The sequence below is a fragment of the Tsukamurella serpentis genome, assembly GCF_054780975.1.
Genome location: NZ_BAAGVH010000002.1, coordinates 385,442 through 408,887, shown reverse-complemented (window position 1 = coordinate 408,887; position 23,446 = coordinate 385,442). Strand labels below are relative to the sequence as shown.

The window sequence follows — 23,446 nt, the reverse complement described above, 5'->3', positions numbered from 1 at the left end:
CTTACGTCGAGGAGTGGGGGTTGAAACGGAAGTCGACGGAACCCTCGGCCGAGATGCGGCCGCCGGGGATCTCGTCGAAGGAGGCGAGTGTGTCGATCGTGTCCTGCTGGCGCGCCACCAGGGCGCTGTCGAGAGGGATCGAATGCCACGTGCCCTGCCCGTCATAGGCGGTACGGCCCACGGCAGCGGGGATCTTCAACGCGCCGGCGTAGTACGTGGTGATCCAGCGGTTCTTGTCGGCGTCGGCCCATCGTCGCGCTCGGTCGACTGCCTCGGAAAGGCGCTTGAGGGCGGCGGCGCGGACCGGATCGGCCACTGCGGCGCGTGGGGCGTACAGGAACATCAGACCCGATTGGGCGGCCTGCGAGACGGCGTCCGGTAGCGCCTGCGCATCCGGGTGCGCGAGCCGGTACTTGGTGCTGATCGGCTCCATGAGCGGTGCGATGTCGATCTGCCCGGCTCCCAGCGCCTCGCCCACCTCGGTGAGCTGCAACGGGACCAACTGAACGTCGTGTTTGGACAGGCCCGCTGCGCGGAGCAGGCGCAGCACCATCGCCTGGTGCGCGGTGCCCTCGGCGTAGCCGATCTTGCGCCCCCGCAGGTCGGCGACGGTGCGAAGCGGCACACCGGGTCGCGCGACGGTCGAGACCCCACCGCGGTCGAGTTGCCAGGCCTTGATGATGGGGCTGGCGAAGCGGGCGATCTGCGCGTGAATCGGTGGGACGTCGGCGACGATCGCGACGTGGGTCGCGCCGGCACGGAACGATTCGAGGATCGCGGGGCCGCCGGCGAACTCGGCGAACCTCACCGAGAACCCGAGTCGCGTCACTTCACCCGATGCGGTGAGCATCGTCTTGAGGAGGGACTGCTGATCGGCCACGGTGATCACGGTGTCCGCCCCGACCCGGTCGGATATCGGCGCGGCCGGGTCGTCGGTGAGGCCGGGCGATCGCGGGGCGCACCCGGCGACGAAGACGATCGCGACGACCGCCGCAGCGAGGTGGGGGAGACGAAAAGGCATGCGCCATAGTCAACGGGTCGCGGAGACCGGTGGTAACCGTTGGACGCACGCTGAGCCCAACGGGAGCTGTGGACGTGCCGATACAATGATCGCCGTCATGGGCAAGATCGTGCTGTTCTACGTTTTCGCCCCGCTGGCCGATCCGGAGGCGATCCGGCTCTGGCAGCGGGAGCTCTGTGAGGCCAACGGCCTCCGCGGCCGGATCATCGTCTCTCGGCACGGGATCAACGTCACGGTCGGGGGAGAGATCCGCGCGGTGAAGCGGTACCTGCGCATCACCAAGGAGTACGGGCCCTTCCGTGCCGCGGACGTCAAATGGTCGGACGGTTCCGCCGAGGACTTCCCCAAGCTGTCGGTGAAGGTGCGCGAGGAGATCGTCACCTTCGGATCGCCCGGTGAGATCGAGGTCGACGCCGACGGGGTCCGCGGCGGCGGTACCCACCTGACACCCGATCAGGTGCACGAGCTGGTCGAGGCCGAACCCGATGCGGTGTTCTTCGATGGGCGCAATGCCATCGAAGCGGAGATCGGACGGTTCGCCGGTGCGGTGGTGCCGCCGGTGAAGACCACCCGCGACTTCGTCGATCTGCTCGATTCCGGTGCCTACGACCACCTCAAGAGCCGCCCGGTGGTGACCTACTGCACCGGTGGCGTGCGGTGCGAGGTGCTCACCGTGCTGATGCGTAACCGCGGCTTCGAACGGGTCTACCAACTCGACGGGGGCATCGCCCGCTACGGCGAGCGGTTCGGCGACGGAGGCCTGTGGGAGGGCTCGATGTACGTCTTCGACCGTCGAATGCACATCGACTTCTCCGACCGGGCCCAACGGATCGGCCGATGCGCCGAGTGCGGTGCGCCCACGTCCCGTGTGGTGAACCTGGCGCCGCCGCAGGATCGCGAACTGACGGTGCTCTGCGAGACGTGTGCACCGTGACGCGCCGCCCGATTCCGGTCGTCGTGGTGGCCGGCTACTTGGGAGCCGGTAAGTCGACGCTGCTCAACCACCTGCTCGCCGGAGCCGGTGGTGCCCGGATCGCAGTGGTGGTCAACGACTTCGGTGCAGTGAACATCGATGCGCTACTGGTCTCCGGCTCAGGGGCGCCGGTGCAGACGGTGTCGCTGAGCAACGGGTGCGTGTGTTGCACCGTGGGCGATGACGAGCTCGAGGACGTGCTCGGGACGCTGGCCGCCCGAGACCTGGACCTGATCGTGGTGGAGGCATCGGGCCTGGCCGAGCCCGCCGCGATGGTGCGACGCGTCGTGCTCGCACCCGATCCGCGGATCGACTACGGGGGACTGGTCTACGTGGCCGATGCCGCGCATCTGGCCGCCACCATGGAGCGGCATCCCTCGCTCCGCCACCACTTGGGTCTGGCGGACCTGGTGGTGCTCAACAAGATCGACCTGGCCGACGATCCGGACCGAGCGCGAGTGCTGGTGCGCGAGCACGCACCGTCGGCCCCGGTGGTCGGAACGGTCGACGCTGTGGTGCCCACCGAGCTGCTGATCGATGCCGATGTGCTCGCCCGGCGCGCGGCCGAGCGGGCCGGGACACCCCGGCAGCTCACCCTGGACGAGGCCCTGCGCGAGGACGAGCACGATCATCACGGTGCGGGAGACCACGAGCACCTGCACGACGGCTACCTGGCGGTGGACGTCGTCACCGGCCGGTTGGACGGGCGTCGAGCAGCGGATCTGCTGACCGACCCGCCGGCCGGGGTGTTCCGCGTCAAGGGATTCGTGACCTGCGCAGACGGGGTCCGCGTGCAGGTCCACAGCGTGGGAAGGCATGTGCGCACCGCCCCGGCACCCCGGCGCCGCGACGACGGTGCCCCGACTCTGCTGGTGTTCCTCGGTATCGAGCTCGACGAGGCGCAGGTCCGCCGACGCGTCGAATCGTGCCTGGCCGGCTCCGAGGCGGCGTCCGACACCGCGGCGACCCTGTCTCTGTTGCGGTTCTCCATTGCGGCGCAAGCGGATTCAACGATCCTCGAAGACTGAACAGAGGTCCACCGAAGATAACGGATCGGTAACGATCACCCTCGGGGTTTCCCTCAAGTCTCAATCAATGGTTCACTGTTACTCGTGTGACTGATGTGACGAAAGTTGCGCAAGAGACTTGGAAGGAGAGCGGCACCACTTCCCCGGTGCCCAGCTGCCCATGAAGAAGACCCGTGTTCTCGCAGGTTCGCTTGCGGTCGCGACCGTCGCGCTGTTCGCAGCGCCCGGCCTGGCCGCCGCCGACCCCTCGGCTCCCTCTGCCCCGGCAGCGCCGACGCTGCCCCTCAATGGAAAGACGGTGTTCCTCGACGCCGGTTCGGCTGTCGCCTCGGCGGCCGAGCAGGCCCGCAAGGTGGCCGACGGCCGCGGCGGTCAGGTTCCGTGCGTGAATCCGACGGCGATCGCCGCCAACGGAACTCCTGATCACAAGGTCAACTCGGCCGTGGCCAAGATGGTCGAGGCAGCGCTCAAGAGCCAGGGCGCCAAGGTGATCATGTCCGGTGCGAACGATGCCGGCTTCGGCGGCTGCGTCGACAAGCGGGCCGAAGCCGCCAACAAGTCCGGTGCCGATCTCGCCCTGAGTATCAACACCGCCGTGCAGGAGGCCGCGCAGCGTGGATTCCTGCTCGAGACCGCTGCACCCGGCGCTACCGATCCCAAGGTCTCGGCGCAGCAGGCGGTGAGCGCTCCGGCTGCGGCCGTGGTGCGTGACGCGGCCCGTGCCGGCGGCTTCGTCCCGGCCCAGTACCTCGGCGGCCAGGACGGAATCGCGCAGACCGCCAACGCCTTGACGTCGATGGTCAACATCCCGATGGTGTACGCCAACCTCGGCAACTTCGCCAACGGCGACGATGCCGCACTGCTCACCTCGCGGACCGGTCAGACCCAGTACGCTTCCGCGCTGGCCAACGGTGTGATCGCGCAGCTCACCGGCAAGCCGGTTCCGGCCGGGGTCATCGCTGAACCGGTCGCAGCGCAGCCCGTGGCGCCGCAGGTGGACCCCGCCGTTCCGGTGTCCCCGGCGGCACCGGCCGCCCCGGCCGCAGGTGCGGCCACAGTTCCCACGGCTCCCGTCGCGACCGCCCCTGCGGCCACGGCTCCGACCGCCCCGGTTGCTGGAGCGGCGGCTCCCGCAGCGCCCGCCGCTCCGGTGGCCCCGGCCCAGACCCCGCTGGTGCCCGCCGTGCCCGGCGCAGCGGCGCCGGTCTCGCCGAGCACCGGTACCGGCACCTCGCCGATCGTCTCCGGCGTGCCGATGCTGCAGGGCGGCGTTCCCGCCGCTACCGGAGCGCCGCAGGTCGCGGTCCCCGGCGCGGTGGCACCCGCGGCAGCCGCGGCGCCCGCTCAGGCGGCACCGTCGGTGAACATCCCCGGACTCGGACAGCTCCAGCTGCCCCAGCTGCCGCAGGTCGTGATCCCCGGTCAGAACCAGGCGCTCGGACTGAACTCGCTGTTCGAGATGGGGCCGAAGGCCACCGAGTTCCTGACCAGCTCGCAGGGACAGCAACTGGTGACCACGCTGCTGTCCAGCCCGCAGGCGTTCAACTCGCTGCAGGCCGCTCAGGGGCCGGCCGCCGCTCAGGAGATCCTCAAGGCGATCCTCAGCGCCGGCGCGCTCCTGCCGAAGTAACCCGCTCACCGACTTCCGCCGGGGACGTCACGCCCCGGCGGGAAGCGGTAGCGCGGCCCGATCTGGCAAGCTGGCGATATGGCACTGCGCGATATCGTCCGGCTCGTCCACATGGCGACGCCGATCAAGGACCTGAAGGGGAAGAAGGTCCTCGTCACCGGCGCCGCGAGCGGGATCGGACGCGCTACCGCGAATCTTCTGGCCGCACACGACGCCGAATTGGTGTTGACCGACATCAACGCCGACCAGCTCGCCGACGTCGTCCGGCATGTGGAAGCCCTGGGTGCGAGAGTCATCGCATCCAGGGCTTTCGACATCTCCGACTTCGACGAGGTGGCCGCCTTCGCCGACCACGTGCACGATCTCACCGGCCCGCTGGACGTGGTGATGAACGTCGCCGGCATCGCGATCTGGGGCACCGTCGAGAACCTCACCCACGAGCAGTGGCGCAAGACAGTCGACGTGAACCTGATGGGGCCGATCCACGTGATCGAGACCTTCGTCCCGCCGATGATCGCCGGCGGGCGCGGGGGCCAACTGGTGAACGTCTCGTCCACCGCCGGCCTGCTCGCGTTGCCTTGGCACGCCGCCTACTCGGCCGCGAAGTTCGGGCTGGTGGGGGTGTCCGAGGTGCTGCGCTACGACCTGCGCCGGCACGGTATCGGCGTCTCGGTAGTGGTGCCTGGCGCCGTGGAGACGGGGCTGGTCAAGACCGTACAGATCAACGGTCTGGATCGTTCGAATCCCAAGGTGGACAAGGGGATCGATTCCTTCCCGAAGGTCTCCGCCGATGCCGCGGCGGCATCGATCGTCGATGGTGTTCTCCGCAACCGGTTCATCGTCTACACCTCGCTCGACACTCGGGTGGGTTACTTCTGGAAGCGGAAGTTCGCGCTGCCCTACGAGATCGCCATGCGGGTGGCGAACGACCGGTTCGCGTACCTGGCCAGGCTCTCAGAGCGAGGTCAGTAGGCGCACGTGCGCGGCCCAGACGGTCTCCAGTGTCTGGGCCGAGACGCCGGTCGACAGTTGGTGCAGAACCCACCCCGGGCTGAGGGTGGCCATGAGCGTCGCGGCCCACACCTCGGTGTGCTCGGCGCAACCGGCCTCGTCGAGCATCGACCGCACGGTGAGTTCGGAGACGCGCCACGGCGGCTCGTCGTACGGTGACCGGGCCGCCTGCTCCGCACCGCGCAACAGATCACCGTGACGCACGATCATCTGCAGTCGCGCCGCCCCGTACCGGATCAGCCGCTCGACCGGATCGCCGCCGGGGCCCAGCGGCGGCGGGCCGAACATGAATCGCTGCTGCAGGCGGGTCTCGTCGGCGTCGAGCAGTGCCTGCAACAGGCCCGCGCGGGAACCGAACCGCCGGAAGACGGTGCCCTTGCCGACGCCCGCGGCGCGTGCCACCGCATCCATGCTCACCGCATCGACACCGCGCTCGGCGATCAGTCGCTGTGTGGCCTCGAGCAGCAGTTCCCGGTTGCGGGCGGCGTCACGGCGGGGCTCCGGCTGAGGCTGCGCGAGCGGGAGCGAAGGACCGGTCATCGGCCAGAGCCTACCCGGTGCGGTTGCGATCACCGTGATTGTCGGGAAGATATTCGGACCTCAGTCCGTTAATCCTGTCGTGAGTACGGCCCACCCGGGGCTGGCGGAAAGGACCTGTTTCGATGTCTGAGATCACCGTGCTGGCCGTCGTCGGATCGCTGCGCAACAGTTCGCTCAATCGTGAGCTCGCCGAGGTGGCGGTCGCGAACGCACCCGCGGGGGTGCGGGTGGACATCGCCGAGGGGATCGGCGAGGTTCCCTTCTACAACGAGGACATCGACGGTGATGCGGCGCCGGCCAGTGCCGAGGCGCTGCGCGGGAAGATCCGTGACGCCGACGCCGTGCTGCTGCTGACTCCACCGAACAACGGGACCGTGAGCGCCGTGCTCAAGAACGTCATCGACTGGGGCTCGCGCCCCTACGGCGCCAGTGCGCTCTCCGGCAAGCGGGTAGCGCTGGCGGGGGTGGGCCACCGGCTGGACACCACCTTGGCCGATGCCGAGCGCGCGGTCTCGATCGCCGGCGGGCAGGTGCCCGAGGGGCTGGTCGAGGAGTTCTCGATCTCGGGGCTCGACGGCGGTTCGGTGCGCGGTCATGATGCCGTCGCGCGGCGCGCCGGTGAGCTGATCGAGCGTCTGGTCGCGCCGCTGCGCTGAGCCTCATCGGCGTGTCGCGCGCGTGCCGGCGTGTCCTGCGGATTCACGATGAATAACGCGCTGAACCGTGTCTTGCGACCTGGTAATTCCACGAATGTTGTTCGCAAGTGGTTGTGTCGCTTCGCGGGGAGCGACACTAGGTGTAGTGTTCTACCCACTGCGCGAACGGACGCCCCGAGAGGGTCGCCGGGAGGCTTGAGGGTGGTCTGAAGTGCCCGTCGAGCTGTTCGAGTTCACGCAGGTAAACGTGGCGAAAACTTGTCAGTCGCCAAGTCCATACTGGGTCTCCGAGGAGAGCGGGAACCCGGTCGAACAGTCGAACCGTCGAACAAGGGGAGCGGTCCATGAGCCAGGTTGAGATCACCGTCTACACCAAGCCCGCCTGCGTGCAGTGCAACGCCACCTACAAGGCGCTCGACAAGGCCGGCCTCGAGTACCGCGTGGTGGACATCACCGAGGATTCCGACGCTCGCGATTACGTGCTCGCTCTCGGTTACCTGCAGGCGCCCGTGGTGGTCGCCGGTGATGCGCACTGGTCGGGCTTCCGCCCGGACCGCGTCAAGGCTCTCGTCGGCGTCGCCGCCACGGCCTAGCCATGGCCACCCCGCTCGTCGTCTACTTCTCATCGGTGTCGGAGAACACGCACCGATTCGTCAAGAAGCTGGGCCTGCGGTCGGTGCGCATCCCGGTCACCAGGGCCGAGGATCCGATCTCCGTCGACGAGCCCTACGTCCTGATCACGCCCACGTACGGCGGGGGGAAGCAGGCCACCGCCGTCTCCGGCGGCGGATACGTTCCCAAACAGGTGATCAGATTCCTCAACGATCAACACAACCGCTCCCTGATCCGTGCCGTGATCGCGGGCGGTAACACGAATTTCGGCGAAGAGTACTGCCACGCCGGCAACGTGATCGCCGGCAAGTGCCGGATCCCGTACCTGTACCGCTTCGAGCTGATGGGAACCGCGGAGGACGTCGAATGCGTCCGCACCGGACTCATCGACTTCTTCTCCCGCAACGACATGAAGGAAACCGCGCGCTCATGACCGCAACTCAGGAAGACCTCGTACCGTCGGCGAGCCAGTCGGGCGTCCACGCCGGCCCCGGTCACAGCGAGCTGGACTTCCACGCGCTCAATGCGATGCTGAACCTGTACGACCGGGACGGTCGCATCCAGTTCGACAAGGACAGGGAAGCCGCGCGGCAGTACTTCCTGCAGCACGTGAACCAGAACACGGTCTTCTTCCACAACCTCGACGAGAAGCTCGACTACCTCCTCGAGGAGAACTACTACGAGCCCGAGGTGCTGGAGAAGTACAGCCGCGAGTTCGTCAAGGGACTGTTCGACGCCGCGTACGCCAAGAAGTTCCGGTTCCCCACCTTCCTCGGCGCGTTCAAGTACTACACCAGCTACACCCTCAAGACCTTCGACGGTAAGCGCTACCTGGAGCGTTTCGAGGATCGCGTGTGCATGGTGGCGCTCACCCTGGCCGACGGTGACGAGAAGCTCGCGGTCTCCCTGGTGGACGAGATCATCGCGGGTCGGTTCCAGCCCGCCACCCCCACCTTCCTCAACTCGGGCAAGAAGCAGCGCGGTGAGCCGGTCTCGTGCTTCCTGCTGCGCATCGAGGACAACATGGAGTCGATCGGCCGGTCGATCAACTCGGCACTGCAACTGTCCAAGCGCGGTGGCGGAGTGGCCCTGCTGCTGACCAACATCCGCGAACACGGCGCGCCCATCAAGAAGATCGAGAACCAGAGCTCGGGTGTCATCCCGATCATGAAGCTGCTCGAGGACTCGTTCAGCTACGCCAATCAACTCGGTGCCCGGCAGGGGGCGGGTGCGGTGTACCTGCACGCGCACCACCCGGACATCTACCGCTTCCTGGACACCAAGCGGGAGAACGCGGACGAGAAGATCCGCATCAAGACCCTCTCGCTGGGCGTGGTCATCCCGGACATCACGTTCGAGTTGGCCAAGCGCAACGACGACATGTACCTGTTCTCGCCGTACGACGTCGAGCGCGTCTACGGGGTGTCCTTCGCCGATGTGAACGTCTCGGAGAAGTACTACGAGATGGTCGACGATTCGCGGATCCGCAAGACCAAGATCAATGCGCGAGAGTTCTTCCAGACCCTCGCGGAGCTGCAGTTCGAGTCCGGTTACCCGTACATCATGTACGAGGACACGGTGAATCGCGCGAACCCGATCCCGGGCAAGATCACACACTCGAACCTGTGCAGCGAGATCCTGCAGGTCTCCACCCCGTCGACGTACAACGACGACCTCTCCTACGCCGAGGTGGGTAAGGACATCTCCTGCAACCTGGGCTCGTTGAACATCGCGAAGACCATGGACAGCCCGGATTTCGGTGGCACGATCGAGACCGCCATCCGCGGCCTGACCGCTGTCTCGGACCAGACGTCGATCACCTCGGTGCCGTCGATCGAGCACGGCAACAATCTCTCGCACGCCATCGGCCTGGGGCAGATGAACCTGCACGGGTACCTCGCGCGTGAGCGGGTGTTCTACGGATCGGAAGAAGGTGTGGACTTCACCAACATCTACTTCTACACCGTGCTCTTCCACGCGATCCGTGCCTCGAACCGGATCGCTCGTGAGCGCGGCCAGAGTTTCGGCGGCTTCGCCGAGAGCAAGTACGCATCGGGCGAGTTCTTCGACAAGTACACCGAGCAGGAGTGGAAGCCTGCCACGGCGAAGGTGGCGAAGTTGTTCATCGACGCCGAGATCCACATCCCCACGCAGGAGGACTGGCGCGAGCTCAAGTCCGCGGTGCAGCAGCACGGCCTGTACAACCAGAACCTGCAGGCGGTGCCGCCCACCGGCTCGATCAGCTACATCAACCACTCCACGAGTTCGATCCACCCCGTCGCGGCCAAGGTCGAGATCCGCAAGGAGGGCAAGATCGGCCGGGTGTACTACCCGGCGCCATACATGGACAACGACAACCTGGAGTACTACCAGGATGCGTACGAGATCGGCTACGAGAAGATCATCGACACCTACGCCGCGGCGACTCAGCATGTGGATCAGGGCCTGTCGCTGACTCTGTTCTTCAAGGACACCGCCACCACTCGTGAGGTGAACCGCGCTCAGATCTACGCCTGGCGCAAGGGGATCAAGACGCTCTACTACATCCGCCTGCGGCAGATGGCGCTCGAAGGAACCGAGGTCGAGGGCTGCGTCAGCTGCATGCTCTAAGAGCCGTTCACCGAAGCGCCGATCGGAGGGTTCCTCCGGTCGGCGTGTTCGTTGATCGGTCGCCCTCGTGGCTTCCAGTTAGCAGCACCCGCCAGAATTAGGTTAGTGTGTCCTAATGTGAATGCGAATCGGGATGAACTGGGTGTTATCGGTCGCGGTGGTGTGAGCCGGCGCGGGTTCCTCGGGGGAGCGGCGGGACTCGGCGCTGCCGCCCTCCTGACTGCCTGCGGACGGCAGGAGCAGGCGTCTGATTCCGCGGCGAACGGACGACCCAAGCGGATCGTGGCGCTGTCGACCGGGCATCTCGACCACTGCCTCGCGCTCGGGATCATGCCCGTCGGCATGGCGGTCGCGGCGTCGGAGGCTACGGACACCAAGGGGGTGCCGGCGTTCATCAAGGACGCCTTCGGCGCCCGGTTCGACCTCGACAAGATCGCCATCGTCGGCCAACGCCAGACTCCCGACATCGAGAAGATCGCCGGCCTCAAGCCCGACATGATCCTGTCGAATCAGCGCGGTTCCAAGAGCCTCAACGAGCAACTGACCCGTATCGCGCCGACGGTGCTGACCAAGGGCGGGTCCGACGCCTTCAAATCCGACATGAACGTGGTCGCAGACGCTCTGGGCCGCTCCCGCGAGGGCCAGGGGCTGCTCGCGGACTACGAGCAGCGGGCCCGAGCCTGGGCTGCGGCACGCGGAAACTCCGAGACGATCTCTCTGGTTCGCGGTAAGGGGGATCAGTACCTGTACTTCGGCACCCTGGCGCTGGCGAGCATCGTCGGCACCGATGCCGGACTGAAGCGCCCGCCGTCGCAGCAGTTCAGTGATAAAGCCAGCCGTACGCTCTCGCTGGAACAGGCGGGCCTGCTCGACGCCGATTGGTTGTTCTACTCGTTCCCCGGGACTTCCGGCGACTTCACCCAGTCGCCGTTGTGGAAGAAACTGCCGGCGGTGGCTGCGGGTCGTGCTATCGAGGTCGACGTCGATTCGTGGTTCGTCAACGCCTCCACCGTCGCCGCCGAGCGAGTTCTCGCCGACATGCAGAAATTCATGGGCCGCACGTAGTCCCCGCGCGGGGCGATGCCGACTTCCAGCCGCAACGGCGCGCAAACGCGTATTAACGTGCCGGAAATCGGACGGGGTAGTCAGCCGTTTACGGTCTGTTCACCGTCTTAGGACATCGCCGAGGCTTCGGTCTCCTGTCTGGAAGTGACCGCCGATATGACGACTGCACCACCGCCGAAGGAGGCGACGCCGACCAGTTCGGCGGTATCGCCGGTCAGCGCCCAGATCGAGCGTGCCTATGAGCGGATCGGTGTCACCCGCGCGCACATCGGCATCCTGGCGATGGTGCTGTTCGGGGTGTTCTTCGACGCGATCGAGCAGAACACGGTCGGGATCGCCGGGCCGATTCTCAAGGCGGACTGGGGGATCGGCGGGACTCAGATCGGGCTGCTCAACACGGCGACTTTCACCGCGGTCGCACTCGGACGGGTCCTCGCCGGTGCACTGATGGACCGAGTCGGTCGCCGCCGCCTGCTCGGACTGAACCTGCTGGTCTTCGCGATCGGTTCGTTGCTCTGCGCGATCGCACCCAATTACGAGTCCCTGGTGGTCGCACGGTTCTTGGTGGGGCTCGGACTCGGTGGCGAGATCGCCTCAGCGGTCGTGCTCCTGTCCGAGTTCTTCTCGGCTCGCAACCGTGGGACCGCGATCGGGCTGATCAACGTAGCGGCTGCAGGGTTGGGCAACATGCTCGCTCCACTGTTCGGCGTGATCGTCTTCGCCGTTTTCAGCGGTGAGGAACGCTGGCGCTGGTTGTTCGGAGTGCTCGTCATCCCGGCGTTGATCGTGGTCGTGTACCGCCGGGCGCTGCCGGAGTCGCCGCGATACCTCGCCTCGCGCGGGCGAATCGATGAGGCGAACACTGTGATCAACCGTCTCGCGCAGGGCAAGCTCACGGGACCGCTCGCCGAGCGCGTCACGTACCTGGAGGCGGCACCGTCGTCCACGGAACCCGCCCGGCGAACGCCGTGGACCGCCATCATCAGCAGGCGGTACCGGCGGAGCACTCTTGCGCTGTGTGTCGCGGTGTGCATGTCCTACGGAGCTCAGATCTCGATGCTCACGCTCATTCCGGTGATCCTCACCGACCGCGGGATGAACATCAACAAGGCGCTCTGGTTCACGCTCGTCATGCAATCGGGCTCCTTGGTGGGTGCTCTGACGGCGTCGTACATCGCTCGCCGAATGCCGCGGAAACTCACGCTCACGGCGGGCGCTGCTTTGGGCACCGTGGCAGGTCTCGGATTCGGCTTCTTCGCCACGAACATCGGATTGGTGTTGTTCTTCGGAGCGCTGTTCAACTTCGCGGTGATCATTCTCAACACCACCATCTGGTTGTTCGCTCCGGAACAGTATCCGACCAGCATTCGCGGTCTGGCGACATCGGTGATCCTCGCCGTCGGCTCGCTGTCCGGAGGACTGTTCCCGCTGATCGCCGGTGCGGTTTTGGATGCATCCGGAGTCGGTGCGATGTTCGCGATGCTCGCGGCCCTGTTCGTCTGTTGCGGCGTGGCAGTGCGATTCCCCGGGGAGACTTTCGGCCGTCCGATGCCGGAAGACGAACCGTCGTGATCGACAGTCGCAGCCGGGTGCTGATCGTGAACCCGAACAGCAACACCGACACCACAGCGATGTTGGTGCGAGTCGCCGCTTCGGCAGCGCCGGACTTCTGCTTCCGCGGCGTGACCGCAGCATTCGGTCCGCGGATGATCGTCGACCCTCCGGCTCTGCACGAGTCGGCCCGAGCAACAGTGGACGCGGTGGCGGGCGCGGTGAGGGAGTCGTGCCCCGACGCGGTGATCGTGGGCGCCTTCGGTGACCCGGGGCTCGGTGAGCTCGCGCAGATGCTGTCGATTCCAGTGGTCGGGATCGGGCGATCTGCCGTGACGGCAGCTGTGCGAGGCGGGCGGTTCGCGGTCGCCACAACCACGCCCGCCCTCCGGGGGGCGATCGATGACCTCGTCGCCGATGCGGCGCCGGGGGCCGACTATGCCGGAACCTTCATCTGCGACGGTGACCCGGTCGCGCTGGCCGCTGAACCCGACCGCATGTACCAGGCGCTGAGCGGCACCGTCGACGAGGCCGTCGCCGCGGGCGCGCGAGCAGTGGTCATCGGCGGTGGGCCGTTGAGCGATTCCGCAGCTCGACTCGCTGAGCGTACCGATGCCGAGATCGTCGAGCCCGTGCCCGCAGCCGTTCGTGCGCTCACCGGAATGCTCGGCGGCGCGCCCTTTCCGTGAACCGGGCGACCTGTGACCCGCCGGTACCTCAACGCTCACGACAAGCGGAAACGGATACTGGCGATCACGTCGTCGAGGGCCTCGCCGATCAGGTGAATCCGGTCGGCCGGGCCGGACGCGGCCAGCGCGCGATGCCTGTCGGCCTCGGACAAGGGGAGTACGCGCGCCAGGTAGTAGCTGCGTTCGACCGGGTCCTCCGGCAGGTCGAGCGGCACGATCCGCGGCGGACGTGCCCCCTCGGCGGTGGCCAGACGCGCAGCGAGGGAGACGATCTCGTCCCGCTGGGTGAGCAGTGGAACCAGATCAGCAGCAGGCTGCTGCACATCGGGCCACACCTCGACCTCGGCCATCGGGTACGGAGCGTCGGGTAACCACCGGGTGACCCGGATGCGTTCACCGCCCCGGCAGACCAGGGTGAACTGACCGCCCATCCGTCGCACGTACCGATCGATCACCGCCGTCGTGCCCACATCCGTCCGCACCTCGCCGCCGCCGACCTCGCTGCCGCGCTCGATCAGCACCACACCGAACCGGCCGTCGGTCGCCAGCGCGTGCTCGATCATCCGGCGGTACCGGGGCTCGAAGATCCGCAGCGGCAGTTCCTCGCCCGGCAGGAGCACCCTCCCCAGCGGGAACATCGGCAGTTCGGTCACCAGATCAGCATGCCCTGTGTGTCGCCGGCTCGCCGCCGGGATCGCCGGGATCGCCGACTCGCGTCCCGCCGCGGACCTAGGGTCGAGCCATGACTCCTGCGCTCTGGCTCGAATCGATTGCCGACGACGGTGCCCGGATCGCCGCGATCGACCCGTCGCACCTCGACGACGAGGTGCCCAGTTGCCCCGGATGGACGGTGCGGCACGGAATCATCCACACCGGCGGGGCTCACCGGTGGGCGACGATGTTCCTGCAGGCGGGTCCGGATTCCAAGGAACGTTTCGTTCCCGACGTTTCGGACGTGCCCGACGGCGACGCCGTTCTCCGCTGGTACGCGGGCACCGTCGCCGACCTCCTCGCGGAACTGCGCCGGCACGACCCGGACCAACCCGCCCGTGCCTTCATCGGACGCACTGTCGCCGCGTTCTGGATGCGGCGGATGGCGCAGGAGGTCTCCATTCATCGATGGGACCTGCAGAACGCCCTGCCGGACGGCGCCGAACCGCTCACGGCGCGGACCGCGGCCGACGGCATCACCGAACTCACCCAGATGCAGATCCCGCGGCTGATCGAACGCAACGGCCTGCCGGACTCGCTGGTGGGCAGGGTCATCACGATCACCGCGACCGACACCGGCGACCGCTGGACCGTGCGACTGCGTGGCGACGGAATCGAGGTGCTCTCCGAGCCGGCACCGGCGGACGTGGTGCTCAGCGGCACGGCATCGGACCTGGATCTGGTGCTGTGGCGCCGGACCGAGCCCGGCACCGTCGACCTCCAGGGCGAGCGTGAGGTGCTCGACGGGCTGCTGCGGGTGGTCGTGATCTGAGGTCCGAGGCGCACGTCGGGCGACACGCCGAACAGGCCCGATGCACTAAATCTTGCGCCTCACGGACTTGTCGCCCCCAAGGGGTAGTGTCATGTGCGTTGGAATTCTGGTCTTCGAAAACCGAGGTGTCATGTCTGAAACCGCCGCTCACAGCCCCGCCGACGGCGCCCCGCTCAAGCTGATCAGCCGGGTTTCGGCGATCAACTGGAACCGGGTGCAGGACGAGAAGGACGCCGAGGTCTGGGACCGGTTGACGGGCAATTTCTGGCTGCCGGAGAAGGTGCCGGTCAGTAACGACATCCCGTCCTGGGGCACCCTCACCGACCATGAGAAGCAGCTCACGATGCGGGTCTTCACCGGCCTGACACTGCTGGACACCATCCAGGGCACCGTCGGCGCGGTCTCGCTGATTCCGGACGCGCTCACCCCGCACGAGGAGGCGGTCTACACCAACATCGCGTTCATGGAGTCGGTGCACGCCAAGAGCTACAGCTCGATCTTCTCCACGCTGTGCAGCACCCGCGAGATCGACGACGCCTTCCGCTGGTCGGAGGAGAACGAGCGCCTGCAGCGCAAGGCGGAGATCGTCATGGAGTACTACCGCGGCGACGATCCCCTCAAGCGCAAGGTGGCCTCCACGCTGCTGGAGTCGTTCCTGTTCTACAGCGGCTTCTACCTGCCCATGTACTGGTCCTCGCGGGCGAAGCTCACCAACACCGCCGACATGATCCGCCTGATCATCCGCGACGAGGCCGTGCACGGGTACTACATCGGTTACAAGTACCAGCGGGGCCTGGAGACGCTGTCTGAGGCGCGACGCCAGGAGCTCAAGGACTACACCTTCGAGCTGCTCTTCGAGCTGTACGACAACGAGACCGACTACACCGAGTCGCTCTACGACGAGGTGGGGCTCACCGAGGACGTCAAGAAGTTCCTGCGGTACAACGCCAACAAGGCCCTGATGAACCTCGGCTACGAGGCGATGTTCCCCAAGGACGAGACCGATGTGAACCCGGCGATCCTGTCCGCGCTGTCGCCCAACGCCGACGAGAACCACGACTTCTTCTCCGGCTCCGGATCGTCGTACGTGATCGGCAAGGCCGTCAACACCGAAGACGAGGACTGGGACTTCTGACCGGTCGGTTCGAGGCCCGGCAGCGGGACTCGGCGACGTCGCGGCGGCTGCCGGGAACTGCTACGAACGCGCGGTAACGAACACTGCTCGTACCTGGATGATCAGGTATGAGGAAGTTCGTGGGACTCGTTGCAACGGTCGCTATCGCATTCGTAGTGGCCGGGGCGCCCGCGTCGGGGCAGGTCTACGACGATCCTGCGGACTACCCGGACCCTCACGGATCCTTTAGCGGTCTCGTGTTCGCTTCGCCCAGTGGGAATCTGTCGTGCTTCATGAACCCGGCGGGAGCGGTGTGCCATGCGACGTACGCCGAGCGACCCGCCGGATCCATCGGAGACTGCCCGGCGCCCCTGGAGTGGTCCTGGTCGATCTCCGTCGACCCACGACCCTCGCAGGTCTACTGTGCGGCCGCCCGCAGACCCGACGACGGGGGTGCCAGGAACCTGCCCTACGGGCATCGTCTTCGGGTACAGCCTCCATATGCCACTGAGACCGTCGAGTGCGCATCGATGACCACCGGAATGCGATGCGTCGTCGGGAAGCACGGATTCGTCGCCTCGCGCGAGGGTGGCTCGCTGTTCTGAATCCCCCTTGTTCGGAGGCGGGTTTCAGTCAGTGAGCGGCAACTGATCGCGGTCGGCCCACTCGACCAGAGTGTCCAGCGAGAACGCACGGTCGTCGATTTCCGCGGTGAGGTCACCGAGCTCGGTGAACCGGGCCGGTAGCGTTCGGATCGTGAAATCGTCTGGGTGCACCCGGGGGATCTCCTCCCAGGTGACCGGCGCCGAGGCGGTCGCGATCGGCGTGCCGCGCAGCGAATAGGCGCCGGCGATGGTGTGGTCACGAGCATTCTGGTTGTAGTCCAGGAACACCGCCGCCGGGTCACGATCCTTGCGCCACCACACCGTGGTCGCCTCGCCCGCCGCGCGGCGTTCCACCTCCCGGGCGAAGGCCAGAGCGCACCGTCGCACTTCCGCGAACGTCCACCGCGGCTCGATCCGTACGTACACGTGCAGCCCGGAACCGCCCGAGGTCTTCGGGAAACCGCGGATACCCAGTTCGTCGAGCACCTGGCGCACCACCTCGGCCACCCGCTGCACCCGAGACCAGGAGCAGTCGGGCATCGGATCGAGATCGATCCGCCACTCGTCGGGACGCTCCAGATCTGCGGCCCGGCAGTTCCAGGGATGGAACTCGACGGTCGACATCTGCGCCGCCCAGATCACCGCACCCAACTCGGTGACCACCAGTTCGTCCGCGGTGCGGTCGAATCGCGGGAAGTGGATCCGCACCGTCTGCAGCCAGTCCGGCGCGCCCGCCGGGATCCGCTTCTGATGCACCTTGGGACCGTCCACACCCTTCGGGAACCGGTGCAGCATCGTCGGACGACCGGACAGCGCCCGCACGATCCCCGGACCCACCGCCTCGTAGTAGCGGACCACATCGAGCTTGGTGGCGCCGATCGCCGGGAAGTACACGCGGTCCGGACTGGTGACGCGCACCGTCCGGTCGCCGACCTGCAAGTCGATCGGTGCGCCGTGCTCGGAGGAGGCCACGGACACGACGTTACGCGCCCAGCAGCCGCCTCAGACCGCGCTTGCCGCTGCCCGCCGCGCGGCCGGTGACCACACCGGCGGCCACGTCCTCGGCGAGTCGGGCGACCGTCTCCTGCGAATCGGTCCGATTGGTGCCGATGAATCCGTTCGGACCGCGCTTGATCCACCCGGTCACGTACACGCCGGGCAGCGGCGCACCGTCGTCGCCCAGCACCCGGCCGGCCGCGTTCGGCAGGACGCACGCGCGGTCGTCGAACGGCAGTCCGGGCACCGGAACGCCCCGGTAGCCGACGGAGGTGAGCACCATCGCAGCGGGCAGGCCCACCGGCTGCCCGGTGAGCGAGTGCCGTGCGCGCAGGATCAGTCCGTCGCCGGACGTCTCGATCGACTCGGGCGTGGTGAGGAATCGCAACCGGATCCGGCGCCGCGCATCCGAACGGGTGTCCAGGGATTCCAGCAGCGCCAGCTTGTGCCCGGCCAATTCGGATTCGCCGCCGGCGACCAGCGTCTCGGCCACATCGGGATCGGGATGGAGGACGACGGTGCGCTGCTGCGTCAGCCCCAGGGCCTCGGGCAGCGTGAACGCGGCGTGCTCGGGGCCGCGGCGGGCCACGATCACCACCTCCTCGACCTGCGAGGACCGCAACGCCTGCAGCGCTGCGGGCGAGATCGTGGTGTCCGTGAGCTCGTCCGGGTCGGCGGTGAGGATGCGCGCGGCGTCGAGGGCGACGTTGCCGTTACCGATGATCACGATGCGCTCGTGGCCGAGGTCGATCGGGTCGCCGCGGTGCTCGGGGTGGCCGTTGTACCAGGCGACGAAGTCGGTGGCACTGCGCACTCCGGGCAGGTCCTCACCGTCGATGCCGAGCTTCTTATCGGTGCTCGCCCCGACCGCCACGACGATCGCGTCGTGCCGCTGCCGCAACTCCTCGATACCGATATCGCGGCCGACCTCGGTATCGAGATGGAGACGGAAGGCCGGATCCGCGGCGACCTTGTCGAACAGGCCAGACACCTTGCGGGTGCGGGTGTGATCCGGTGCGACCCCGAACCGGGCCAGGCCGTACGGGGTGGAGAGCTTCTCGTAGACGTCGACGGTGACCTGCTCGTACCGCAGCAGTTCGTCGGCTGCGTACATCGCGGCCGGACCGCTGCCGATCACCCCGACGCTGATCACCTCGTCCTTGGCGATCGGCAGCAACTTCGGCGGAACGGTGTGCGCCATCGGTGGGCGGCTGCGCTGCTGCGGATTCGGGCTGTCCAGCACGGCGTTCGCCGGGTCGGCCGCGGCGAGGGAGCGGTTCAGCTCGATGTAGACCTTGTGCTCGTCGGGCAGGCGATGCGCCGGCCCGATCGCGTCGACCGGGCAGGCGGTCACGCACGCCCCGCAGTCGACACAGGTCGTGGGATCGACGTACAGCATCTCCGCGGTGGCGAAGCCCGGCTCGTCGGGAGTGGGATGGATGCAGTTGACCGGGCACGCGAAGGTGCACGAGGCGTCGCTGCAACAGGACTGGGTGATGACGTGGGGCATGGATGTCCCTTCGGGTCGTGGTCGACCGCACGTGGAGGACCGTCCGGCCCGAGCCGGCCCGTTCGGGCCGCCGAGCCGGACGGCGGGATGGCTGCGCGGTTACTGCGCCGCGTAGGACGGCTCGCTCCGGAAGCGGGAGACCCGCCCGGAGATGCCGAGTGCGCGCCACAGCAGCCGCGAGACGGGGTTCATCAACCCGGAGCGCTCCGCCAGCAGCCGGACATCGCCGAAGACCTCGCTGCGCATCGCCTTGGACTCCGGTGAACTCCAGAAGATGTCCTTCTTCACCGACCGCGGGATGTCGAACCTGCTCCAGAACCGGCGCGGGGGCACCATGATCGCGCCCAACAGCACCCGCATCACCAGCGGCAGCGCCAGTGACAACAGGAACCGGGGGACCGGGCCGCGGGTGGGGATCTTGTGTTCGAGCAGTTGGTGCGCGAACGAGATGTGCCGCGCCTCCTCGGCCACGTGGATCTGCATCACCGCGGTCATCGCCGGGTGCTGGGTCTCCGCCGAGCGCAGGAACTGTTTCTGCAGATGGTCGATCGGCTCCTCACCGCCGAGCACCCCCATGTAGAAGATGTTCGGGAAGGCGGTGGCGGCCAGTGGGACGAACGGAGAGATCCGTCGGAACCAGCGCGGACCACCGGGAACGTCCATCCCGGTGCGGTTGACGAACTCCTGGAACATCAGCGTGTGCTGGCACTCCTCCTTCGCCTCATGCGTGGCGTAGCGGAACTCGGGGGAGTTGTTCGGCTGGAACGCGGTGTACTGCATGATCCCGCGGATCAGGATCGACTCGAACTGCAGGCCGACCTTCGCGACATTGGCCTGACGCCACATGCCGATCTCGATCTGCTTGGCGAGGGGCTGCTTCTGGTACCACGGGTGCCGGCCGATCGGATCGAACCGGGAGTTGCACACCCAGCGCGGATCGTCCGGGACGACAGCCAGTTCGGGGGAGTCCCAATCGATGTCGATGTAGGGATCGAAGTTGCGCCGGACGGAGGCTTCGGAGAGGTCGTCGAGCGTCTGCTCGTATTCGGCCTGGCCGGGGAAGGAACGCCCGCGCATACGCGCCATGTGCGTCATACGCGGCATGTTCAACAGGGCCATGGTGAATCCTTTCGTGTCGCACACGTTCCGGCTCGACCCTGGCTTTCCCACCGCGGAGTGTGGGAAATCCCACTATCGTTTCTGCAGGTAGAAGCCGTGTGTGAGATTCAAGTGGCCTAATCCTATCACCGGAAACAAGCATGACTGAAGGGTTTGTTCCGAGGAATTCGTGAACAGGTGTGCACCGAGCTCCGGGCCAGCGTCTTTCCGCGCCCGATGTGAGGGGCGTCACTGTTTCCGGGTGGTTCGGGCCGGGTCGGCGATCAGGACGAGGCGCGGATGGTGTTGCTCACGTCGTGCAGCACGATCCCGGCGGCCACCGGGCCGCCGGTGGCGAACCAGGCCGAGTCCTCGACCAGCAACTGGCGCTTGGCGGTGACCGCTCGCAGGTCCTTCCAGGACGAGGAGGTCATCACGGACGAGCCCAGCTCACGCCCCTTGTCGCCCTGGTAGCCGATGTAGATCAGGTCGGCCTCCGCGGCGGAGTAGTCACCGTCGGACATGGACACCGGTTCCGGCGTGCGTTGCGGCTTCGGGCGCACCACCTTCAGCTCCGCCAGCACCTGCGCCGCCAGTGGCGCCGTGCCCTCGGCGAGGGATCTGCCGTCATCGGTGAACCGCACCAGCGAGACCACGTTGTGGATCGCGTCGATCTTCGCCGATCTCTCCGTGACGTCCCGCTGGTACCGGTCGATCACCGCGCGCGCCTCCGCCGGCATCCGCACCGCATCGGCGAGGGCCAGGAAGGCGCGCCGCCAGTCGGCCGACGGTACCGGGACGATCACGGGCCGATCGGCGGTCCGGTTCGCCGCCTCCGACCGCTCGGTGCCGATGGTGAGGTCTGCACGGACGTCCCGGGACGGCTGAGGTGAGCGACCGAAGATCGCGCCCAGGTACGACGGTGCCGTGCCGGCGACCGCCTTCACCCGGTTCTGCAGGCCGAGGGCGCACAGGCCGTCGAGCAGGTTCGGATCGGTCACCACGATCGCCGCCGGGGCCGGCCCGCCGCCCACCGGCGCGGCGCAGGCGGCCTCGGGCTTGCGATCGAGGCCGATGATGTTCGCCGAGGCGATCCGGGTCGTCGTGGTGGAGATCGAGGCGAAGGGTTGCTGGATCGGTTCCTGTCCGCCGCCGCACCCGGTGAGGAGGGCTCCGACAACGGCTGTGACCACGATCGCCGCACCCGATCCACTCCTGGAGACCCTGCTCACGTCCACCCGTCCTCACCTGTCGTTCCGGCCGGTGGTCACGCTAGCAGTACGTGGCCGCGCAGCGGCCTCCGCGAGGCCTGTACGACGCGATGTAGGACTCCGGGGACAAGTGTCGTAGGACCGCGGGGACAACTGTCAGTGCGAGGGGCTACTCTTACGTCACGGGCGTTGTGTCCGCCGTGGGCGAACGCGACACCGAAGACCTGAATGAAGACCCGAAAGAGGAGACGTCACGGTTCCGACAGCCGCGGAATCGTGACGTCACAGGGCAGGAGGAAGTGTGACCGCGCAAGCGCATCGTCCGGCAGTCGAGGTGACCGCCGCGCGTCCGTACCCGCAGCGGACCGGGCCCAAGGGGTCGTTCATCTACAAGATGGTGACGACGACCGATCACAAGACGCTGGGCATCATGTACATCGTCACGTGCTTCGCGTTCTTCCTCGTCGGTGGCCTCATGGCACTGCTGATGCGCGCCGAGCTCGCCGAGCCCGGCCTGCAGTTCCTCTCCACCGAGCAGTTCAACCAGCTGTTCACCATGCACGGCACGGTCATGCTGCTGCTGTACGCGACGCCGATCGTGATCGGCTTCGCCAACTTCGCGCTGCCGCTGCAGATCGGCGCCCCCGACGTCGCCTTCCCGCGACTGAACGCCTTCGGCTACTGGCTGTTCGTGTTCGGCGCGCTGATGGTGCTCGCCGGCTTCATCACCCCCGGTGGTGCGGCGGACTTCGGCTGGACCGCCTACACCCCGCTGACCGACGCCCTGCACTCGCCCGGCCCCGGTGCCGACCTGTGGATCATGGGTCTCGGCGTGGGTGGTCTCGGCACCATCCTCGGCGCCGTCAACATGGTCACCACCGTGGTCTGCATGCGTGCCCCCGGCATGACGATGTTCCGCATGCCGATCTTCACCTGGAACATCCTGGTGACCTCGCTGCTGATCCTGCTCGCCTTCCCGCTGCTGACCGCCGCCCTGATGGGCCTGGAGGTCGACCGCCAGTTCGGTGCGCACATCTACGATCCGGCCAACGGTGGCGTCATCCTCTGGCAGCACCTGTTCTGGTTCTTCGGCCACCCCGAGGTCTACATCATCGCGCTGCCCTTCTTCGGCATCGTGTCGGAGATCTTCCCGGTGTTCAGCCGGAAGCCGATCTTCGGTTACAGCGGCCTGGTGCTCGCCACCCTCGCGATCGCGGCGCTCTCGGTCGCGGTGTGGGCGCACCACATGTACGCCACCGGCGCGGTGCTGCTGCCCTTCTTCAGCTTCATGACCTTCCTGATCGCGGTGCCCACCGGTGTGAAGTTCTTCAACTGGATCCTCACGATGTGGAAGGGGCACATAACCTTCGAATCGCCGATGCTGTTCTCGATCGGCTTCATCGTGACCTTCCTGTTCGGCGGTCTGACCGGCGTGCTGCTGGCCTCCCCGCCGCTGGACTTCGCGGTCTCCGACACCTACTTCGTGGTCGCCCACTTCCACTACGTGCTGTTCGGCACCATCGTGTTCGCGACCTACGCGGGCATCTACTTCTGGTTCCCGAAGATGACCGGCCGGATGCTGGACGAGCGCCTGGGTCGCTGGCACTTCTGGCTGACCTTCGTCGGCTTCCATATGACCTTCCTGGTGCAGCACTGGCTGGGCGCCGAGGGCATGCCGCGTCGCTACGCCGACTACCTGGCCACCGACGGTTTCACCACGCTGAACCGGATCTCCACGGTCGGAGCGTTCATCCTGGGCGCGTCCACGCTGCCCTTCGTGTGGAACGTCTTCAAGAGCTACCGCTTCGGCGAGGTCGTCACCGTCGACGATCCGTGGGGCTTCTGCAACAGCCTGGAGTGGGCCACCAGCTGCCCGCCGCCGCGGCACAACTTCACCGAGCTGCCGCGCATCCGCTCCGAGCGCCCCGCGTTCGAGCTGCACTACCCGCACATGGTCGAACGGATCCGGGCCGAGGCCCACTCCGGACCGGGCAAGGGCCACTAGGTTCCAGCACTCGAACGGCGTCTCCCACCGGGAGGCGC

Annotated in this window: 21 protein-coding genes; 14 read left to right on the top strand and 7 right to left on the bottom strand. The window is 67.1% G+C overall.

Annotated elements, in window-relative coordinates:
* Position 1 precedes the first annotated feature (1 nt).
* Positions 2-1,021 (bottom strand): ABC transporter substrate-binding protein, encoded by a 1,020-nt coding sequence (locus ACYVHG_RS04345; RefSeq protein ID WP_461166197.1) that lies wholly within the window; start codon positions 1,019-1,021, stop codon positions 2-4.
* Positions 1,022-1,118: 97 nt separating this feature from the next.
* On the opposite strand from ACYVHG_RS04345, the gene trhO reads away from it, so the two are divergent.
* From trhO to ACYVHG_RS04325, 4 genes are all read left to right on the top strand, one after another.
* Complete coding sequence (gene trhO, locus ACYVHG_RS04340) at positions 1,119-1,955, top strand: oxygen-dependent tRNA uridine(34) hydroxylase TrhO (RefSeq protein ID WP_461166196.1); 837 nt, start codon at positions 1,119-1,121, stop codon at positions 1,953-1,955.
* On the top strand, positions 1,952-3,022 hold the full coding sequence (locus tag ACYVHG_RS04335) for a CobW family GTP-binding protein (RefSeq protein ID WP_461166195.1): 1,071 nt from the start codon (positions 1,952-1,954) through the stop codon (positions 3,020-3,022). The genes trhO and ACYVHG_RS04335 overlap by 4 nt, the downstream gene beginning before the upstream one ends.
* A 160-nt stretch (positions 3,023-3,182) precedes the next feature.
* Positions 3,183-4,652, top strand: a complete 1,470-nt coding sequence (locus ACYVHG_RS04330; RefSeq protein WP_461166194.1) for an N-acetylmuramoyl-L-alanine amidase family protein — start codon at positions 3,183-3,185, stop codon at positions 4,650-4,652.
* 78 nt (positions 4,653-4,730) lie between these two features.
* The gene (locus ACYVHG_RS04325) at positions 4,731-5,624 is read left to right on the top strand and encodes an SDR family oxidoreductase (protein WP_461166193.1); all 894 of its coding nucleotides are present in this window, start codon (positions 4,731-4,733) and stop codon (positions 5,622-5,624) included.
* Here the strand turns inward: ACYVHG_RS04325 and ACYVHG_RS04320 are convergent.
* Positions 5,607-6,203, bottom strand: a complete 597-nt coding sequence (locus ACYVHG_RS04320) for a TetR/AcrR family transcriptional regulator (RefSeq protein WP_461166192.1) — start codon at positions 6,201-6,203, stop codon at positions 5,607-5,609. The genes ACYVHG_RS04325 and ACYVHG_RS04320 overlap by 18 nt on opposite strands.
* A 122-nt stretch (positions 6,204-6,325) precedes the next feature.
* Between ACYVHG_RS04320 and ACYVHG_RS04315 the strand changes: the two genes are divergently transcribed.
* The 7 genes from ACYVHG_RS04315 to ACYVHG_RS04285 all read left to right on the top strand — a co-directional run bounded on the left by ACYVHG_RS04315 (position 6,326) and on the right by ACYVHG_RS04285 (position 13,386).
* On the top strand, positions 6,326-6,859 hold the full coding sequence (locus ACYVHG_RS04315; RefSeq protein WP_461166191.1) for an NADPH-dependent FMN reductase: 534 nt from the start codon (positions 6,326-6,328) through the stop codon (positions 6,857-6,859).
* 344 nt (positions 6,860-7,203) lie between these two features.
* Positions 7,204-7,452, top strand: a complete 249-nt coding sequence (nrdH, locus tag ACYVHG_RS04310) for a glutaredoxin-like protein NrdH (protein ID WP_461166190.1) — start codon at positions 7,204-7,206, stop codon at positions 7,450-7,452.
* Positions 7,453-7,454: 2 nt separating this feature from the next.
* Positions 7,455-7,904, top strand: a complete 450-nt coding sequence (gene nrdI, locus ACYVHG_RS04305; protein WP_461166189.1) for a class Ib ribonucleoside-diphosphate reductase assembly flavoprotein NrdI — start codon at positions 7,455-7,457, stop codon at positions 7,902-7,904.
* Entirely contained in the window at positions 7,901-10,081 is a 2,181-nt protein-coding gene (gene nrdE, locus ACYVHG_RS04300) for a class 1b ribonucleoside-diphosphate reductase subunit alpha (protein WP_461166188.1), read from the top strand. Before nrdI ends, nrdE begins: the two co-directional genes overlap by 4 nt.
* Positions 10,082-10,243: 162 nt before the next feature.
* On the top strand, positions 10,244-11,146 hold the full coding sequence (locus ACYVHG_RS04295; RefSeq protein WP_461166187.1) for an ABC transporter substrate-binding protein: 903 nt from the start codon (positions 10,244-10,246) through the stop codon (positions 11,144-11,146).
* A gap of 156 nt (positions 11,147-11,302) precedes the next feature.
* Positions 11,303-12,718 carry an MFS transporter gene (locus tag ACYVHG_RS04290; RefSeq protein ID WP_461166186.1) on the top strand — a complete coding sequence of 472 codons (1,416 nt, stop codon included), beginning with the start codon at positions 11,303-11,305 and terminating at the stop codon, positions 12,716-12,718.
* The gene (locus ACYVHG_RS04285) at positions 12,715-13,386 is read left to right on the top strand and encodes an aspartate/glutamate racemase family protein (RefSeq protein ID WP_461166185.1); all 672 of its coding nucleotides are present in this window, start codon (positions 12,715-12,717) and stop codon (positions 13,384-13,386) included. Before ACYVHG_RS04290 ends, ACYVHG_RS04285 begins: the two co-directional genes overlap by 4 nt.
* Positions 13,387-13,421: 35 nt before the next feature.
* On the opposite strand, the gene ACYVHG_RS04280 is transcribed toward ACYVHG_RS04285, so the two are convergent.
* Positions 13,422-14,039 (bottom strand): LON peptidase substrate-binding domain-containing protein, encoded by a 618-nt coding sequence (locus ACYVHG_RS04280; protein ID WP_461166184.1) that lies wholly within the window; start codon positions 14,037-14,039, stop codon positions 13,422-13,424.
* A gap of 89 nt (positions 14,040-14,128) precedes the next feature.
* Between ACYVHG_RS04280 and ACYVHG_RS04275 the strand changes: the two genes are divergently transcribed.
* Complete coding sequence (locus tag ACYVHG_RS04275; RefSeq protein WP_461166183.1) at positions 14,129-14,869, top strand: maleylpyruvate isomerase N-terminal domain-containing protein; 741 nt, start codon at positions 14,129-14,131, stop codon at positions 14,867-14,869.
* A 130-nt stretch (positions 14,870-14,999) separates the two neighbouring features.
* Entirely contained in the window at positions 15,000-16,004 is a 1,005-nt protein-coding gene (gene nrdF, locus ACYVHG_RS04270) for a class 1b ribonucleoside-diphosphate reductase subunit beta (RefSeq protein ID WP_461166182.1), read from the top strand.
* A gap of 608 nt (positions 16,005-16,612) precedes the next feature.
* On the opposite strand, the gene ligD is transcribed toward nrdF, so the two are convergent.
* The 4 genes from ligD to ACYVHG_RS04250 all read right to left on the bottom strand — a co-directional run bounded on the left by ligD (position 16,613) and on the right by ACYVHG_RS04250 (position 21,424).
* Positions 16,613-17,560: a non-homologous end-joining DNA ligase gene (gene ligD / locus ACYVHG_RS04265; protein ID WP_461166181.1), complete on the bottom strand. Its 948-nt coding sequence runs from the start codon at positions 17,558-17,560 to the stop codon at positions 16,613-16,615.
* A 10-nt stretch (positions 17,561-17,570) separates the two neighbouring features.
* Positions 17,571-19,094 (bottom strand): FAD-dependent oxidoreductase, encoded by a 1,524-nt coding sequence (locus ACYVHG_RS04260; RefSeq protein ID WP_461166180.1) that lies wholly within the window; start codon positions 19,092-19,094, stop codon positions 17,571-17,573.
* Positions 19,095-19,193: 99 nt separating this feature from the next.
* The gene (locus ACYVHG_RS04255) at positions 19,194-20,198 is read right to left on the bottom strand and encodes an AurF N-oxygenase family protein (protein ID WP_461166918.1); all 1,005 of its coding nucleotides are present in this window, start codon (positions 20,196-20,198) and stop codon (positions 19,194-19,196) included.
* 278 nt (positions 20,199-20,476) lie between these two features.
* On the bottom strand, positions 20,477-21,424 hold the full coding sequence (locus ACYVHG_RS04250; protein ID WP_461166179.1) for a TroA family protein: 948 nt from the start codon (positions 21,422-21,424) through the stop codon (positions 20,477-20,479).
* Between the two features lie 373 nt (positions 21,425-21,797).
* Between ACYVHG_RS04250 and ctaD the strand changes: the two genes are divergently transcribed.
* Positions 21,798-23,408: an aa3-type cytochrome oxidase subunit I gene (ctaD, locus tag ACYVHG_RS04245; RefSeq protein ID WP_461166917.1), complete on the top strand. Its 1,611-nt coding sequence runs from the start codon at positions 21,798-21,800 to the stop codon at positions 23,406-23,408.
* The last annotated feature ends 38 nt before the right edge of the window (positions 23,409-23,446 follow it).

What these genes read in the sequence shown, in the direction of transcription:
- nrdI (WP_461166189.1), top strand. Translation starts at nt 7,455, where the DNA reads ATGGCCACCCCGCTCGTCGTCTACTTCTCATCGGTGTCGGAGAACACG.
- ACYVHG_RS04275 (WP_461166183.1), top strand. Translation starts at nt 14,129, where the DNA reads ATGACTCCTGCGCTCTGGCTCGAATCGATTGCCGACGACGGTGCCCGG.
- ACYVHG_RS04325 (WP_461166193.1), top strand. Translation starts at nt 4,731, where the DNA reads ATGGCACTGCGCGATATCGTCCGGCTCGTCCACATGGCGACGCCGATC.
- nrdE (WP_461166188.1), top strand. Translation starts at nt 7,901, where the DNA reads ATGACCGCAACTCAGGAAGACCTCGTACCGTCGGCGAGCCAGTCGGGC.
- ACYVHG_RS04315 (WP_461166191.1), top strand. Translation starts at nt 6,326, where the DNA reads ATGTCTGAGATCACCGTGCTGGCCGTCGTCGGATCGCTGCGCAACAGT.
- ACYVHG_RS04330 (WP_461166194.1), top strand. Translation starts at nt 3,183, where the DNA reads ATGAAGAAGACCCGTGTTCTCGCAGGTTCGCTTGCGGTCGCGACCGTC.
- nrdH (WP_461166190.1), top strand. Translation starts at nt 7,204, where the DNA reads ATGAGCCAGGTTGAGATCACCGTCTACACCAAGCCCGCCTGCGTGCAG.
- ACYVHG_RS04320 (WP_461166192.1), bottom strand. Translation starts at nt 6,203, where the DNA reads ATGACCGGTCCTTCGCTCCCGCTCGCGCAGCCTCAGCCGGAGCCCCGC.
- nrdF (WP_461166182.1), top strand. Translation starts at nt 15,000, where the DNA reads ATGTCTGAAACCGCCGCTCACAGCCCCGCCGACGGCGCCCCGCTCAAG.
- trhO (WP_461166196.1), top strand. Translation starts at nt 1,119, where the DNA reads ATGGGCAAGATCGTGCTGTTCTACGTTTTCGCCCCGCTGGCCGATCCG.
- ACYVHG_RS04260 (WP_461166180.1), bottom strand. Translation starts at nt 19,094, where the DNA reads ATGCCCCACGTCATCACCCAGTCCTGTTGCAGCGACGCCTCGTGCACC.
- ACYVHG_RS04345 (WP_461166197.1), bottom strand. Translation starts at nt 1,021, where the DNA reads ATGCCTTTTCGTCTCCCCCACCTCGCTGCGGCGGTCGTCGCGATCGTC.
- ACYVHG_RS04255 (WP_461166918.1), bottom strand. Translation starts at nt 20,198, where the DNA reads ATGCCGCGTATGACGCACATGGCGCGTATGCGCGGGCGTTCCTTCCCC.
- ctaD (WP_461166917.1), top strand. Translation starts at nt 21,798, where the DNA reads ATGGTGACGACGACCGATCACAAGACGCTGGGCATCATGTACATCGTC.
- ACYVHG_RS04290 (WP_461166186.1), top strand. Translation starts at nt 11,303, where the DNA reads ATGACGACTGCACCACCGCCGAAGGAGGCGACGCCGACCAGTTCGGCG.